Genomic DNA, 16,339 nt, shown 5'->3' on the forward strand with positions numbered 1-16,339 from the left:
GCAAATGAACGGTCTCTTCCCGGCGGCAAGATGGGTGCGGGTTGGCCTGTCGCCATACCGCAACTCTCAAGCCCTATGGACCACGATCAATCAGATCCGGCGATATCCCGATCTGTTGCGGGAGATGGTCGATCGTGACCTGAGCGCTGCGCATGCGCGGCACGGGTTCGGCGCCTTGTGGGTGTTCATACACCCGCTTGTCGTCGTTGGAACGTACCTGCTCATCTTCGGCTTCGTGCTCGGCAGCAAGCTGGCGATCACCGCAGACTTTCCCGGCGATTACTCGGCCTACATTCTCGCAAGCCTGGTTCCGTGGCTGATGTTGCAGGCGGCGCTGGTTCGCGGGCCTGGAGCATTGATAGGGAGCGCAAGTCTCGTCAAACAGGTGGTGTTTCCGATCGAGTTGCTTCCGATCGCGGCAACCATTGCCGCAACGATCCCTCATCTGCCAGCCCTCGGGCTCGTCATCCTCTACAAGGCCTTTGTGGGGGGCCTCAGCTGGATGCTGCTGCTGCTACCGGTCGTATTTGCCATCCATGCAGTTCTGGCGATCGGATTGAGCTTCGCTCTTGCTGCAGTCACTCCTTTCTTTCGCGACCTGCGCGAGATCGTTACCGTCTTCACCTCGATCGCGATGTATCTGATGCCGACGGTGTACCTCCCCGACTGGATGCCGCGCGCCCTCCGTCCGTTGATCTATTCGAATCCGTTCAGTTACGTCGTCTGGGTCTACCAGGACGTTCTCTTCTTCGGGTCGTTCAGGCATCCGTACGCCTGGGTAGTGACCCTCGTGTTCGCACTGCTCAGTCTGGGGCTCGGATACCGCATGTTTGAAAAGCTGAAACCGTATTATGGCAATGCACTCTGACAATCAGGATGCCGGCGAACTGATCCCGCTTGCAGGGTCACTGGATCCGCAATGCGCCATTCGCGTCACTGACCTGGGAAAGGCCTATCGGCTCTATCAGCAGCCGCTGGATTTCCTGAAGGAAATCATCACCGGAAAGCCCCGGCACCATGAGCATTGGGCAGTCCAGAATGTTTCCTTCGAAGTGTTGCGCGGACGCGTGGTCGGCATCATCGGGCCGAACGGCGCGGGAAAAAGTACCCTCCTGAAGATCATTGCCGGACTGCTGGATGCCACGACCGGGCGCGTCGAGGTGGCAGGAAAGTTGTCCGCGATCCTGGAATTGGGGACCGGCTTTCATCCGGATGTGTCGGGTCGCGACAACATCGTCCTGGGCGGCATGTGTCTGGGCATGACGCGAGCGGAAATCGAGGCGAAGGTTCCCTGGATCATCGATTTCAGCGAGCTTGCCGAGGTGATCGATCAGCCGTTCCGGACCTACTCGAGCGGCATGCAGGCGAGACTCACCTTCGCCACGGCGATCAGCGTCGATCCGGAGTTATTCATCGTCGACGAGGCGCTCGCGGCGGGCGATACCGCCTTTGTCAACAAGTGCATGAAGCGAGTTCGTCAGATCTGCGAAAGCGGCGCCACCGTCCTGTTCGTCTCGCACTCGAGCGGGTTGATCAGCGAGCTGTGTGACGAGGCGATCTGGATCGACAAGGGGCGGGTGCTCATGCACGGAAATGCCCAGCGCGTCAGCAAGGCCTATGAGCAGAGTGTCTGGGATATCGAGGAGACGCGCAATCTCCGGGAAACCAAGAAGCTGAGCGAGTCGATTGAGAGCACGGCCGAAACCGGAAAATACGAGCTTGGCGGCGGCACCCTGCAGATCACTGCCGTCGAGGTGATTGATGCCGAAGGCAAGCCGATCGGCGTTGTCAGGAATGGGCAGCCGCTTCGGATCCGGGTGTCGTGGTCGGGCTTCTCGGAGCACAAGCAGATCTACGCCAGTCTGCGGATCGATACCGCGCGCCTTCAGGCGGTGACCGGAATTGAGGGGTACGACGGCGGCCTGTTCCTCGACGGGGAGAACGGTCTGCCGGAACGCGGCAGCGTCATCTACGAGGTGCCCGAACTCGCTCTTGGCGAAGGGCAATATTACATCTCTGCCGCTCTGTGCCGGCACATGCTGCCCAAGGGGGCGGAAGCCATCCTCCATTATGTCGAGAAGGCCGCGCAGTTCTCGGTGTCCCGCAACTCTCTATGGCATTTCAACTACCTGTACGATCCTAAATTCACCTGCAGTATCGAGCGAAGCGAAAGAGTACGATGACAGACGGTGAATGGCAGGAGAAGCTCGAGGCATTCTTCGAGCTTCGTGCACGGCAGATATCGGAGAAGCCGACGCTGGATGATCTCTGCTATATCGCCGGCCGCAATCCACGGCTGTGGGCCAACGAGAGCCTTCTCGACGACCTCAGGCTCGATATGCTCGGCCTGATGAAAGCCGGCCCGGGCTCATCGGTTCTTGAAGTCGGCTGTGCGGCCGGGTTCTTGGCGAAGGTGCTGGCCCCCAGTGTCGGCGAATATCTAGGAGTTGATCTCGCCGAGGCGCCGCTTGCGGTTGCAAGGCGGCTCGGACTGAACAATGCGAGCTTCGAGAGAGCCAGCGGCGAAAGCCTCCATTTCCCTGATCGGCGGTTCGATGCCGCCTATTGTTATGATGTCTTCTCGAACTTCCCGTCGTTCGCAACGGGAGAGCCGATCATTGCGGAAATGCTCCGGGTCGTGAAGCCGCAAGGTCGGGTCCTGATCGGATCAATTCCAGACCGCGAGAAGGCCGAAGAACTGCAGGCCATCGCGAAGAGGCTCACGGCGAAATTCGAGCAAGAATTTGAACCTGAAGCGGAACGGGCCCCGTTGGGAACGATTCGGAAGTATGAGCAGAAGTCGGGCCGTGTGGCGAAGATCGCTGGCTTGCTGGGATTGGGCAAGTTGTCGGCCCCGCTTCCGATCGAGATCAAGCCCGAGATCATTTCCTACTATTTCGACCGCAAGGATTTTGTAGCACTGGGGCGCCGGCTCGGCGTCGACACGAAAATTGTCGATATCCACCCGCTGAATCCTTATTTCGGCACACGCTTCAATGCAGTGTTTGAATCGCGATGAAAGTCGTCCGGTTTCGCGAAATTGATCGGAGTGCCTGGGATCGTCTGGCGCTGCAATCGCCGCAGGCCTGGCTCACACATCGATCGTCGTGGATCGAGATCGAGCAACGGTTCTTCGTGTCTGCGAACCTGTCGTTCGCCCTGGAAGAGAACTCGCAGCTCGTCGGCATCCAGCCCTTATTTGTTAGTGAAGGCGCCGGAATGGCGCTTGGCGAGCGATTGCTGCATTCGGGGTTTCATCGCCATACCGGTCTTGCGCTCGACGCCGATATCGACGCCGGCGTAGCGAAGGCCGCGCGTCAGGCCGCGATGCAGGAGATATTCGCTGTCGCCGATCTATATGACGTCGATCGCATTCAGTTGAACTGCCACAATCTTGCACCGGCAAATCGTCATTCCTCGAGGGAGGCCGTTCCGTTCTGGGTCAGCGAGTTCGGTTTCCAGCTCGGTATCGCGTTCGGACCGTCGGGAATGTTGCCTTGCCCCGGCTCCTCAACCCTGAATGCCGATCAGCTGGTCGATCTCGCCCCAACCATTGAAGAGCTGTTCGCGGGCTTGGATAACACGTGCCGCACAGCGGTCCGGAAAGCGGAGAAATCAAATCTTCAATTCGAGATATCGGGCGATGCCTCATATCTCGAAGCCTATATGGATATTGCGCGTGCGTCGGCGACGAGAACCGGCGAGGTTCTGCCCGAACTCGAGTACTACAGAAGCATCTTCAGGTCGTTTGCGGCCGAAGGGGGGGCACACGTCGCGTTGGTCAGGCAGGATACGAACCCGATCGCGGGCCTCATCCTGTTGGCAGACAAGAAAGCGGCTAATTTTCTTGCCGGCGTTTCCGTGCCGGAGGCGATGAAGCTGAGGCCCAACAATTTCCTGCACTGGAGTGCCATTCGCTGGGCAAAGCAGGCGGGATTTGACATCTACCGGTTTGGACCCTCGTTTCCGGAAGTTCCCAAGGACTGGCCGATCGCGATGGTCTCTCACTTCAAGACAATCTTCGGGTCGAAGAGTGTTCCGGTCATACAGGGCAGCCTGTTTCGACGCCCGGAGCTCTACACTTCCAATCTGCTCGCCTCTCCGAACCGTCTCAATGAGATCGCGAGCAGGCCGGCAGGTACGACGGGCGCCGGACAGGCCGGTGGCGCCTTTATCGCGCACCACCTGCAAACGTTCGGTTTCCGGCAAGCGTCGTCGATACAGGTCGGCGAGCCTGTCGTGCTTTACCGTCCGTCCCACGCGGACCTGGCGACTGCAAGGAGCGTTCTCGCAGAGGGCGGCTGCGTCGTTGCGGTGCTTCCGAGCGCGCAGTTCGCCAGGGATTTCGGTGTGGAAACGCAGGCAGGATCGATATCTTCGCCAACTGTGCTGCGCGCACGACTTGCCGATTCGAAGGCCTGGTCGCGGCTGCGGACGCTGCATTCCTACATGTGCTTTGCGGCCGATGGCGATTCGACAACGATCGTTGAGAATAGCCAACAAGAGCCGGTCTGGCTCCATCGGCAAACAGGTGACAGAGGTTCGGTCGTCTTCATCGGAACTGATCTCGCATCCGACCTCATGCGGTATCGCCAGGGGGACCCGGCAGCAGCCTCAAAGCGGCCATCGGACCCGATGTGGGGCATTGCGGGCGAACGGCCAAACTATCTCTTCGAGGGCCAGCTTGCCGGCGAGAGCTTGCGCGAACGGCCCGCCGACTGGTGGTGCGAGGCTCTGGCGGATGCGCTGGTTCGGCTGTGCGGGAGGAGCCGGCTGCCGATATTGCCGAACGGAGCTGTGGGCGCCGTCGTCATTACCGGCGATGACGACCAAGCCGCTTTGAGCCGCTACGCGCAGCAACGACAGGCGTTGGGTGCGTTGCCGGTTACTTATTTCCTTCATCCCCTCACCAAACACACGCCGGAAACGCTGAAACAACTCAAGGCCGGGAGAAAGGTCGAGTTGGGAATTCATCCCGACGCGCTCGAACATCCCGACAAATATGCCGAACTTTTCTTCGAGCAGGCGCGATGGTTTGAGCGCCTCACTGGAGAGCGCGCGCGTACCGTTCGCAATCATGGCTTCCTGAATGATGGCTATTGGGGGCATACATCGGCCTGGAATGCCGATGGCATAAGAGGCAGCTCGAACTTGCCGGGCCTCGATGGAGCCATCATCAATGGTTCGCTACTGCCCGCCAGACTCATGCTGGACGACAAGCTGACGGAGCATTGGAGCGTCCTTACCGCGATCGGCGACGGGATCGTATTCATAAACAATTGGGATGATCGGCAATCCGCCGATTGCATCCTGGGCCTGGCTGATCGCATTCGACAGAGCGGCGTTCCCGGCGTGATCGTCGTCAACCTGCATCCCGAGAACATCGAAAAGACCCGAGGGATGCATCAGGCGGTCGTCAAACTCGTCGAGGATGGGTTTATTCCCTGGACGATGACCGAGTGCTTCGATTGGTTCGAAGCGGGCGTGGATAAGAGCCCGCCGGCAGACGCCTCGGGCGGCAAGCGCCCCTGGGTGGCTGAAAAGGTGCGCAGACTACTCAGGGCGAATTGAATCTGAGTTTGCCGCGTCGCTGCGGAGCTGCTTTCCCTCGCTGCGCTTCGAATGTCTTTAACTACGTGAGCCTGTACGATCGAGTGCTTGCTTGCTGGAGGTCACTTTGGATTATCTTTCGCGCCTGGAACACGAGACGGTTTTTATCCTGCGAGAAGCCTTTGCGCGGGTAAAGCCTATGGCGATGTTGTGGTCGATCGGAAAGGATTCCACGGCGCTACTCTGGATGATACGCAAATGCTTCTTTGGTCATGTGCCGTTCCCGATGATCCAGCTCGATACGGAAATGGAGCTGCCCGAAGTCTATGAGTTCAGGGATCGGATCGCCAAGGAATGGAATCTCGATTTCCGAGCGGAGTTGTGTCCGCCTGAGTCGGAGATGGATCCGACGCTCCCTCCGGCGTCCAGAGCGGCGGCTCGAAAGACGGCGGGTCTGAAGGCGCTGATTGAGCGAGAAAGCTACCGCGGGATTGTTCTCGGGATTCGACGAGACGAGCAGAGCATGCGTGCGAAAGAGCGTGTGTTCAGCCCGCGAGCAAGAGATGGCGTCTGGGACTTTCGAAATCAGCCGCCGGAGTTCTGGGACATCTACAAGATGGATATTCCGGAAGGTTGCCATCTGCGGATCCATCCGCTGCTTCATTGGACCGAACTCGATATCTGGCGCTATACGCTGCGCGAAGGCATCCCGATCGTACCGCTCTATCTTGCCCGCGACGGCTGGCGCTATCGTTCGCTGGGAGAGAAGAATATTACGACCCCGATTCGAAGCGAAGCATCCTCGATCGAGGAGATCATCTCCGAACTCGAACAAACCCGGACGCCCGAGCGCGCGGGTCGCACCATGGATCACGACTCGGAAGACAGCTTTGAGCGCCTGAGAGCCTCGGGCTACATGTAAGAACTCAGATATTCCAAAGAAAATGAAACAGTCTTCATATCGCGACCAGCTCAAGCTTGTGGTCGCAGGCCACGTCGATCATGGCAAATCGACTCTCATCGGACGCCTCCTCCACGAAACCGGAAGCCTGCCCGAAGGCAAGGTCGAGGAGCTGCGTAGAATAAGCGAAAAGCGGGGCATGCCGCTTGAATGGTCTTTCGTGCTGGATGCCTTCCAGGCAGAGCGTGACCAGGCGATCACAATCGACACGACCTGGATTTGGCTGCGTACGGGGCAGCGGGATACGGTCATCATCGACGCGCCAGGCCATCGCGAGTTTCTCAAGAACATGATTTCCGGCGCCGCGAATGCCGACGCGGGACTGCTGGTGGTCGACGCCCTTGAGGGTGTGAAGGAACAGACGCGCCGGCACGCATATCTCTTGAAGCTGCTCGGAATCAATCAGGTCGTCGTCGCGATCAACAAGATCGATCTGGTCGACAATCTCAAGGCGAGGTTCGACGAGCTCGAAGCCGACGTGCGCGCTTATTTGAAGGGATTCGGGATAGAGCCCACGGCGGTTGTGCCAATTTCGGCCCGGGAAGGTGATAATCTTACGGCGCTGTCGGTGCGAACCCCCTGGTACTCCGGCCCGACACTTCTTGAGACGTTTTCCTCCCTGAACGTCGAAGCTCCCGCTTCCGAACGTCCACTGCGAATCGTCGTTCAGGACGTCTACAAGTTCGACGAGCGTCGCATCGTCGCGGGGAAGGTCACGTCAGGAAGCGCCCAGGTCGGCGATACCCTGATGTTCTCGCCGCACGACCGGATCGCAAAGATCGCGCGTATCGAACCGCTCGATCATCTCAACCCGTCTGACCGAATTTCTGCCGGGGAATCCGTCGGGATCATTCTCGACGAGCAGATTTTCGTCGAGCGGGGAAATGTGGCGAGCCATTTTGCGAATCCGCCGGTGCTGTCGAACGTGTTTCGCGGAAAGTTGTTCTGGCTTGGGGAAAAGCCGCTGCGGGCAGGTGCAACGCTGAAACTCCGGGCCGGAACGCTGGAAGCGCAGGTGACCGTTCGCGCGATCGAATCCCTGTTGGATCTCGAGACCTTGCAACTTCGTCGCGGTGACATCGTAACGCGCAACGATCTCGCGACGGTGAGATTGAGTTCCTCGTCAGTCCTCCCGGTGGCGGATGGGCATGACGACAAGATGTTGGGCAGGTTCGTTCTGCTTGATGGCTTTGATACCGTCGGTGGAGGCCTCATCGATCTCGATGGGATCCCGGACCAGCGGAGCAATCCGGCTATCAAGGCTGCCAACATCAAAAAAGTCGATCTGCTGGTCAGCCGCTCTGAGCGAGAGATCAGGCATGGCCATAAGGGAGCGGTCATCTGGTTGACAGGCTTGTCCGGCGCGGGGAAATCGACGCTGGCCTTGCGCGCCGAACGCACCCTGTTCGAGGCCGGCTGGCAAACCTACGTGCTCGACGGTGACAATCTAAGGCACGGATTGAATTCTGACCTTGGGTTCTCCGCGGATGACCGCTCGGAGAACATCCGGCGCATCGGAGAAGTTGCCTCACTCTTCGCTTCAGCAGGGCTGATCGTCCTGACCGCCTTTATCTCGCCCTATCAGAGAGATCGAGGCAAGGCTCGATCGGCATCCCCAGGCTCATTTCACGAAGTCTATGTAAAGGCGTCGTTGGAAGCTTGCGAAGGCCGAGACGCGAAAGGCCTCTATCGGCGCGCGCGGGCCGGGGAAATCAAGGAATTTACCGGAGTGTCGGCGCCTTACGAAATACCGCAGGCGCCGGAGCTCGTTATCGATACGGAGCAATCAGACGTCGAGCGGTGCGTTCACGATCTGACGGAGTACATCACGAGAGTGTGCACACGTTGATGCGCTCGTTCCAGGTGCGGCCGCTCGAGGACAGGGAAGTACTCTCCTACGAGGAATTCCTGAGGGAGAACTCCTGCCTTTCCCTTTATGGTATGCCGAGCTTCCTGAGATTTCTGGAAGCCACGACATCCTGCCGCACGCATGTTCTTCTAGCCTGGTCCGATGGGGCCATCGTGGGAGCGCTGCCTTACGCGGAGATTTATCGCGAGGGGGTCGGTCGGGTCGTGAACAGCCTGCCGTGGTATGGTTCACACGGTTCAGTCATTCTGAGGCGCCTCGGTCTTGCTTCAGAGGATGCGGAGGCGATCAGGCGCACCCTCTTGTCGGATTTTGTCGCTATGGCCGACGGAGACGACTTGCTTTCAGCGACGATGATCTTGTTGCCGGACGAAGAGGCTCATATCGCCTCATACGACGCGGTTCTTCAGCCGATTGAGAAGGACGCTCGTATCGGCCAGATAACAGAATTGCCTCCAGTCGATCAGGCGGCAGATCGACTTGAATTGGTATTCAAGCAGAAGACCCGTAACCTGGTCCGCAAGTCGCTTAAGCAGGGATTTTCGGAACAGGTGACGGACGAGGACTGGGCTTGGAAGTTTCTGGCCGAAACCCACGCGGAAAACATGGCAGCGATCGGCGGCAAGCCAAAGCCTGAAAGCCATTTTCGTGCTATGCGCGAAACACTTTCCCCGCGCATGCGGCGTCTCTCGGTCTGCATCAGCGATGGCACGCCTACAGCGGCTCTGTTGTTGCTGCTGTCCGGCGATACATGTGAATATATCACACCCGTGATAGCTAAGGAGTTTCGCCCCAGGCAGCCGCTGACGTTCCTCATCTGGATGGCCATGCTCGACGTGATCAAGTCCGGATATCGCCGCTGGAATTGGGGAGGCACCTGGAGTGACCAAGACAATCTGCATCATTTCAAGGCCGGTTTCGGGGCGCTCGATTTTCCGTACAGCTATCTGGTCAGGGCGCCACACGAGGGCGTCGCGAAACTGAAGCAGCTCAAATCCGAGCTTGGGACACTGTTTCCGAACTTTTATGTTTATCCGTACTCGAAGCTCTAGAAGGCATCGATAGCAATGCTCGAGGCGATAAGATCGGGACACGGACGCTGGGGCGGGACATGGCGTGGCCGGCCCAACCCACATCAACTCGCAGTCCTCTTGCCGATTTCCACCCGCATGCGGAGCTTCAGTTGATCCCGCACAGCAAGCCGTGGATCGACGCGGCTGACATCGCCGCCGTTGTGGCGTGCCTGGAGTCGGGCCAGGTCGCTGAAGGATCGGAGGCTGGCAGACTGGAAGAGGCGTTGGCTGCTCGTCTGGGCTCGCCGCGCGCGATTGTCGTTGGCTCCGGTTCGCAAGCGCTGTTGCTGGCTCTTCGGGGAGTGGGGGCCGCGACCGGAAGCGAGGTCATCCTTCCGACTTATGTTTGCCCTGAGGTTCTGGCGGTGGTCGAGGATCTCGGAGCGATTCCGATACTCGTCGACATAGACGAGGAGTATCTGGTCGATTTTGATCAGGTTGCCCAGGCCTGTACCGCGCGGACGGGGGCAATCATCTTGCCATATCTCTTCGGAACGCCGATCGAGCTCGATCGGCTCCGAACGCTCGGAATTCCGCTGATCGCTGATTGGGCGCAATATCTCCCCTCGCGGCAATCGCAACCGTGCTGTGCCGACGTCAAGATCCTGTCGTTTCAGGCAACGAAGGTGCTCGCTGCTGGCGAGGGCGGTGCTGTGCTGGCTGAGGAACCTTTGGCGGAGAGGATTGCCCGCCTAAAGACGGTTGACGGCAGCGAGCATCGAAAGAACTTGTATCCGCTCTCGGACCTGCAGGCTGCCCTTGCTCGATCGCAGCTTGACCGGCTTGATATCATCTTGAAGCGCAGAAAAGAGATCGCTGACTACTACTTTGCCGAGTTGCGAACGCTCGACTCCATTCGCCTCCCGGACTCGCTGAGAGATAAAAGCACCTTTTACCGGTATCCGGTCGTCTTGAACGAATGCACGGAAGTAGACCAGCTCATCGAGCAGTTTGGTCGTCATGAGGTGGCGGTAAGACGCCCTGTCGATACCATGCTTCATCAGTTCCGGCCTACCAGCAGGACATTTCCCGTGGCTGAACGGCTCTTCGCCACGACTATATCGTTGCCGATATATCCCGCGATGTCCGATGAGGACGTTGAAACGGTCGTTTGGGTCTCGAGGAGAATACTAGGATGATGTCGCAGGATTTGCCTCGTCACTTGGCCGGTCTCACGAGCCTCGTCGGCAAGGATATTGACCAGGAAAGGCTCCTGGAGGAAGTCAACGGCTTGGTTACGCCTCTCCAGCGCGAGCTGGAGGCGACGAGTGCGGAGACCCAGGAGCCGATTGTCTTCATTCTGGGGCCGCCGAGATCGGCGACGACGCTCGTCAGTCAGCTCTTGCAAGTGACCGGAGCTTTTTCCGTGATCACCAACTTGGCCGCAAAGTTCTGGATGGCGCCGGCCTTTGGACTCATGCTTTCCTCGGCATTGATTCCAAAGGACGAGGACAGGACTCATAGCTTTCGATCGACGCGCGGGAGCACGCAGGGGTTATGGGAGCCGCATGAATTCGGCTACTTCTGGTCCCGCTGGTTTGACCTTGGTCAGGAGACTCATTTTCTTGATTCTGACGTCCGGCGCCGGATCGACGCAAAGGGCCTGATTGGAGCGGTGCGCTCCATGCAGGCTGCTACGAACAGGCCAATCGTCTTCAAGAACAACACGTGGTTTTCCTTTCAAGCCGATCTTCTGGCCGACCTGTTTCCGCACGCAGTTTTCGTTTCATGCAGTCGAGACGCATTTTTCGTGGCGCAATCGCTGTGGCTCCAGCGGCTCGATTTGTTCGGCGAACCCAGTGGCTGGTGGTCCGTCAAGCCTCCCGACTACGCTGAGATCGTAAAGCTTCCGCCGCTTGAGCAAGTTGCGAGGCAGGCCGTCTCCATCGAGGCTACCACGCGCGATGCGCTCCGAAAGGTGGATCCGGCTCGTGTCATAGAGATCGAATATGAGCGCGTCTCGCGCGAGCCGCGCAAGATCATCTCGGACATTGCCGAGCTGATTGGCCGTAGAGGGGGAGAGGCTTTGAAAGTCGATATCGAGAAATGCCCGAGCCGGTTCGAGTCGACGGATCTCGTTCGCCTGAACGACGTGTTAGCCGGTGAGTTGCAGGTTGCAATCGGAAGATGGAGGACGGAATTGGGTGAGAAGGCAACGCGCGGATAAGCTGAACTGTCGTGCGCTTTGCACTGTCACCGGATCCGGGATCACAAAATATGAACATCACAGAACCAAGCTTTGATGAAGCCGAAATCATGCTGTTGCGTGAGTGTCTCAACTCGAAATGGGTGACCCAGGGCCCATTGACCGAACGATTTGAGATGCTGCTCGCAGAGAAGCACGGGGTAAAGCATGCGCTGGCGTGCACGTCGTGCACCGCGGCGCTCCATTTGGCAACCCTGGCGCTGAAGCTCGGACCCGGGGATGAAGTGATCGTTCCGGCGTTTACCTGGGTCACGAGCGCGCATTGTGCCGAATATGTCGGTGCGAAACCGATTTTCGTCGATATCGATCTGTCGACCTACAATATCGATCCCGAGAAGCTGAAGGCCGCGATCACGCCGCGGACGAAGGCGATCGTCGCGGTCCACCTGTTTGGGCTCGCCGCCCCGATGGATGAGATCAAGGCCATTGCTGGTCCACGCGGCATCGCCGTCATCGAGGACGCTGCCTGCGCCATCGGCACGACATACAAGGGCAAGCCCGTGGGCGCGATCGGTGATATCGGCTGTTTTTCCTTTCACCCGCGTAAGGCCGTTACGACGGGAGAGGGAGGGGCGGTCACGACCAATCGCGATGACCTTGCGGCGCGCGTGCGTTCGCAACGCAATCATGGTGCTACCGGAGCTCCGGATCCTGCGATCGAGCCGCATGGCCCATGGACGATGGCGACGTTTGACAATCTCGGCTTCAACTTGCGCTTATCCGACATCCAGGCAGCCGTTGGCGTGGCGCAAATGGGCAAGCTCAAGCGGCTGCTGGCAGAACGCAGGCGCCTCGGGCGCCGCTATTCCGAATTGTTGGAAGGAAACAATTCGATCGTGCGACCGCTCGGCGGAGACGTCGATGGGCATGCATATCAATCTTACGTTATTCGTGTCGGTGACGGAGACCGCGCGCGCCGCAACGCGCTGATGGCGACGCTGGCGGCGGCAGGAATTCAAACCCGGCCGGGCACACATGCGGTGCACCGGCTTGGCTACTACAAGAACAAGTATGGCCTGCGGCCCGAGCAGTTTCCGAACGCGGCACTTGCGGAGGACACGACGATTACATTGCCCATCTTTCCGAACATGACCGAGGAGGATCAGCGCCGGGTGGTTGATTGCATCAATCAAGCCTGCGCCTGAGGCGAGTGCGGAACGCAGTCGGTGTCTTCGAAGCTGTTTCGGTCGGTTCGTTACATGTTGGGGGGCTCGCGTTTTCCCAAGCTCTCCCAGCTCGCGCGAGAGAACCGCAATTTTGGTGCAGCTGTCTCTGCGCTTTCTCCTGCACCGCAGCGAAGGCGAGTAGATCGGGCGATTATCGAGAACGTGAATCGCGTTGCTGCCGAGCGCGATTACGAGCTCCTCACCTCTCTGCTGGATGCGCTGCGACCATTTCTGAATCCCGATCAGTCCCCTGACGCGCGCGAATTTTGGGATGCTCTGGTGGGCGATTGTCGCGCGATCGCTGAGGATCGATTGCTGCGAGGCGAGATGAACTCTCTCTGGGGGGTCACGCCGATCGTCAATCTGAGCGCGGGCGTTGCGGCAGATCGCGCTCTGGGCGTGAACGCTTGCTCGCTGGTGTTTACGACCTACCACACGTCGTCGAACTTTGATGTCGTATGCTCGGAAGTTCAAGCGCGGCTGGTAGCTGAACGTGGCGAGGATTGGTTCCTGTTTCGATGGCTCATGCTGATTTGGGCCATTGTCAATTTCGATTGTTTTCATCTCTACAATGACCGCGGCATCATCGAACCGGCCGGCGGCTATGGCAGCCCCCGCTTTGGAATCGCAGTGCGTGAGATGGAAATCTATCGCCAGGCCGGGAAGCGGCTCTATACCTACGCATACGGTGCCGACCACAGAACGCGCGAGAAAACCCTCGCTCTTGGGAAATGGAATTTCTGCTCCGAGTGTCCTGATCCGGGTGTCTATTGTGTCTGCGACGATGCCGGCGGCGCTGCCATGCTGCGGGTCATCAGGGAGTACTCCACTGCCGTGGTTGCGCATGGGCTAGCCATGAAGCTGATCCCCGGCGCTCGAAATGTGCCGTACCTGACGGTCGATGTGAGTAAATTCTCGCCCCGTCAATCTTGGTCTCAGGGCGATGGCAAGCTGGTTGTGGGTCACTTTCCGAACCACGGCTATTTCAAGGGAACGAGATATCTCCAGGACGCAATCCAGTCCTTGCAGGCTGAAGGTCATGCAGTCGAGCTTTTGCTACTGAGCGGAAAGCCGCACAATGAAATCCTGGAGGCAATGCAGACGATCGACGTTCTTGTCGACCAGCTCATAAGCGGAGCCTTCGGCTTGACGGCCGTTGAGGCGATGGCATCGGGCTGCCCTGTCATCTGCTATCTACACGACGGAGTAGCGGTGGCCGATCGCGAAGCCTGCCCGGTCATTGAGGCAAATCCGGATACGATCAAGGAAGTCTTGCGTCGGCTGATCTCGGATCGCACACGGCTTTCGAAAGCCGGAGCCGCCGGGCCTGATTATGTCCGGAAGAACTACTCTGTAGAGGCGCTCGGCACACATTTGGCGGATCTATATATGGAGACCGCAGATCTGCCAAAGCCGCTGAAAGCAAGATTCGCCGAGCGCGCGAAGTCGCTGAATTCGTGATGCCGTCAAAGCGATCCCCGCTCGAACATTCGAACTGCTGTTGCGGGCGCGTTACCAGTGCGCGGGGCGCGTAAGCCAGTGTCAATTCCCTACGTCGAAGCCGGCCCCGAGAGTCGCCTGAATCAAATCGACGCAACACGGACGATCGAGGCGGAAAACGCCCGCGCCTTGCGTTTGATCGACGACTTTCAGCGCAAAATGGGCCGGCCGCTTCGCGTTCTTCACATCGGCAACATCGCCAACAATGCCTATAACAACGCCCGCATTCAGCGGAAGCTAGGCATCCAGGCCGACGTGTTATGCTACAACTACTACCACATCATGGGGTGCCCGGAGTGGGAGGATGGCGCGCTGCAGGAGGGCTCCTCGGCGCTTGGGCCGGATCATTTCAGGCCCGATTGGTGGGCGACAAGCCTGAAGGGATGGAAGCGGCCCCGTTGGTTCGTTCAGGGCCCATCCGCGCTTTGCATTGAATACCTTCGCGCCAAGAACGCGGGTTGGAGAAGCACGGCATATCTGAAATGGCTGGAACTGGAGTTGACCGCTCTTCAGGACGCTCGCTCCGGCGACACGAAGGGCTTCCTCGCCAAATATGTTCCCCGGCATTTGAGATTCCTGCTCTGGCTCAGCGGGCCGGGGCGGTCATGGTATGGCACCAGGCAACCGCTTAGCTTGTACAGAATATGGCTTGGAACGTTCGTCGCAAACGGCGTGCTCGGACGTGAATCCAGCACAGGTCAATTCAAGACGAATTGGCTCGACAGAATCTCGGCTGCTGCATGGTTGAAGATTGCGCGACGGGGTCCGCAAGCTGATGCGGAGGCTCGCTCCGCACTCGGTGCGCTACGGGAGGATGTTCGCTGGCTACGCACCGGCGGCGTTCGGGAGAGGTCGTCTTCGCTCGCCCGCTCGCTGACCCACAGCTTCCTCGCGCTCCTGGAGCGCGTCATGCTCAAGTTCATTCCGGTCTCGGAAACCGGCTGCGTGGCGCGATCGATGTCCGATCCCGTCACGCGAGCAAAGGAAATCGAGACGTTGCTGGATGAAATCAGGAGGGATCCCGCCGAGCTCGATGGTCAGTCACTGAGTTATCGCGAGGAATATGTCACGAAGCATCCGAAGCCCTTCGAAGATGTGCTTCCGTACTACGACATCATCCAGGGATATGCGATCGATGGCCTGATACCGATGATGAACGGCGTCAAGAATTTCTGCTGCTATGAGCATGGAACGCTGCGCGAAATCCCGTTTGAAAACAATCTGACCGGGTTGATCTGCCGGATCTCGTTTCAGCGCGCGCCGGCAGTCTTTGTAACCAATTCGGATGTGCTGCCCTCGGTCGAGCGGTTGGGACTAAAGAAGGATAGGGTGGTCTACCTCCCGCACGCGTTTGACAATCACAAGCTGCGCGCATTCCGCGATGCGCACCCGGAATTAAGTCTCCCGACGAGTGGGCCTGTGACTTTCTTTAGTCCCTCGCGTCACCACTGGAAGCGGGGAAATTCATCCTGGCTGAAGGGCAACGACGTGATCATCCGCGCCGCGGCCGAAGTCGCGCGCGAAACGAGAAACTTCAAGCTCGTATTCGTCGAATGGGGTCAAGAGGTCGCAGACAGCAAGGATTTGACCGAGGAACTCGGCCTGTCCGAGCTGGTTGAATGGATCCCGACCATGTCCAAACGGGAGCTGTGGCAGCGCTACTGCGTATCGCATGCAGTGGTTGACCAATTCGTTGTTCCTGCTCTCGGCGGTGTCGGGTTCGAGACAATGGCGTTGGGCGTCCGGTTGATTTCAGCTATCGACCAGCAACAGACAGCCATGTTTTTCGGCCAGGAGCCGCCATTGCTCGCGGCCGGTAACGTCGCTGAATGTGCTGCTCGAATGCGAGAAGTCATCCGGGATCCCCTTGATACCCAGGGCCGGGGCCAGGCTGCTTCTCAATGGATGTCGACCTTCCATTCCGCGGAAAGAATTGTTGCTCTCCAGTGCAACGCGTATAGCAATTTGCTGATGGGTCAGTGGTGATGGCGTTTCCCGCGACGCCGACGCTGACGT

General features: G+C 58.7%; 12 protein-coding genes. All 12 read left to right on the plus strand.

Annotation, left to right across the window (positions count from 1 at the left end; all coding sequences use genetic code 11):
* Positions 1 to 4 precede the first annotated feature (4 nt).
* The 12 genes from ACE10Z_RS16680 (at position 5) to ACE10Z_RS16735 (ending at position 16,309) form a co-directional block, all read left to right on the plus strand.
* Positions 5 to 868: an ABC transporter permease gene (locus tag ACE10Z_RS16680; protein ID WP_375788890.1), complete on the plus strand. Its 864-nt coding sequence runs from the start codon at positions 5 to 7 to the stop codon at positions 866 to 868.
* Positions 852 to 2,183, plus strand: coding sequence for an ABC transporter ATP-binding protein (locus ACE10Z_RS16685; RefSeq protein ID WP_375788891.1), 1,332 nt, complete (start codon positions 852 to 854; stop codon positions 2,181 to 2,183). Before ACE10Z_RS16680 ends, ACE10Z_RS16685 begins: the two co-directional genes overlap by 17 nt.
* Positions 2,180 to 3,019, plus strand: coding sequence for a class I SAM-dependent methyltransferase (locus ACE10Z_RS16690; RefSeq protein ID WP_375788892.1), 840 nt, complete (start codon positions 2,180 to 2,182; stop codon positions 3,017 to 3,019). The genes ACE10Z_RS16685 and ACE10Z_RS16690 overlap by 4 nt, the downstream gene beginning before the upstream one ends.
* Positions 3,016 to 5,571, plus strand: a complete 2,556-nt coding sequence (locus ACE10Z_RS16695) for a lipid II:glycine glycyltransferase FemX (RefSeq protein WP_375788893.1) — start codon at positions 3,016 to 3,018, stop codon at positions 5,569 to 5,571. Before ACE10Z_RS16690 ends, ACE10Z_RS16695 begins: the two co-directional genes overlap by 4 nt.
* A 91-nt stretch (positions 5,572 to 5,662) precedes the next feature.
* Complete coding sequence (gene cysD, locus ACE10Z_RS16700; protein WP_375788894.1) at positions 5,663 to 6,472, plus strand: sulfate adenylyltransferase subunit CysD; 810 nt, start codon at positions 5,663 to 5,665, stop codon at positions 6,470 to 6,472.
* Positions 6,473 to 6,494: 22 nt separating this feature from the next.
* A complete protein-coding gene (cysC, locus tag ACE10Z_RS16705) occupies positions 6,495 to 8,360 on the plus strand; it encodes an adenylyl-sulfate kinase (protein ID WP_375788895.1) in 1,866 nt (621 codons plus the stop codon).
* On the plus strand, positions 8,360 to 9,430 hold the full coding sequence (locus ACE10Z_RS16710; RefSeq protein WP_375788896.1) for a GNAT family N-acetyltransferase: 1,071 nt from the start codon (positions 8,360 to 8,362) through the stop codon (positions 9,428 to 9,430). The genes cysC and ACE10Z_RS16710 overlap by 1 nt, the downstream gene beginning before the upstream one ends.
* A gap of 59 nt (positions 9,431 to 9,489) precedes the next feature.
* On the plus strand, positions 9,490 to 10,590 hold the full coding sequence (locus ACE10Z_RS16715) for a DegT/DnrJ/EryC1/StrS family aminotransferase (protein ID WP_375788897.1): 1,101 nt from the start codon (positions 9,490 to 9,492) through the stop codon (positions 10,588 to 10,590).
* Complete coding sequence (locus ACE10Z_RS16720; protein WP_375788898.1) at positions 10,587 to 11,618, plus strand: sulfotransferase; 1,032 nt, start codon at positions 10,587 to 10,589, stop codon at positions 11,616 to 11,618. Before ACE10Z_RS16715 ends, ACE10Z_RS16720 begins: the two co-directional genes overlap by 4 nt.
* Positions 11,619 to 11,668: 50 nt before the next feature.
* Positions 11,669 to 12,802, plus strand: coding sequence for a DegT/DnrJ/EryC1/StrS family aminotransferase (locus tag ACE10Z_RS16725; RefSeq protein ID WP_375788899.1), 1,134 nt, complete (start codon positions 11,669 to 11,671; stop codon positions 12,800 to 12,802).
* Positions 12,803 to 12,823: 21 nt separating this feature from the next.
* Complete coding sequence (locus ACE10Z_RS16730) at positions 12,824 to 14,284, plus strand: glycosyltransferase (RefSeq protein ID WP_375788900.1); 1,461 nt, start codon at positions 12,824 to 12,826, stop codon at positions 14,282 to 14,284.
* Positions 14,285 to 14,362: 78 nt separating this feature from the next.
* Positions 14,363 to 16,309 (plus strand): glycosyltransferase, encoded by a 1,947-nt coding sequence (locus tag ACE10Z_RS16735; protein ID WP_375788901.1) that lies wholly within the window; start codon positions 14,363 to 14,365, stop codon positions 16,307 to 16,309.
* Positions 16,310 to 16,339 lie beyond the last annotated feature (30 nt).

The sequence above is a fragment of the Bradyrhizobium sp. Pha-3 genome, from assembly GCF_042258615.1.
Lineage (GTDB): Bacteria > Pseudomonadota > Alphaproteobacteria > Rhizobiales > Xanthobacteraceae > Bradyrhizobium.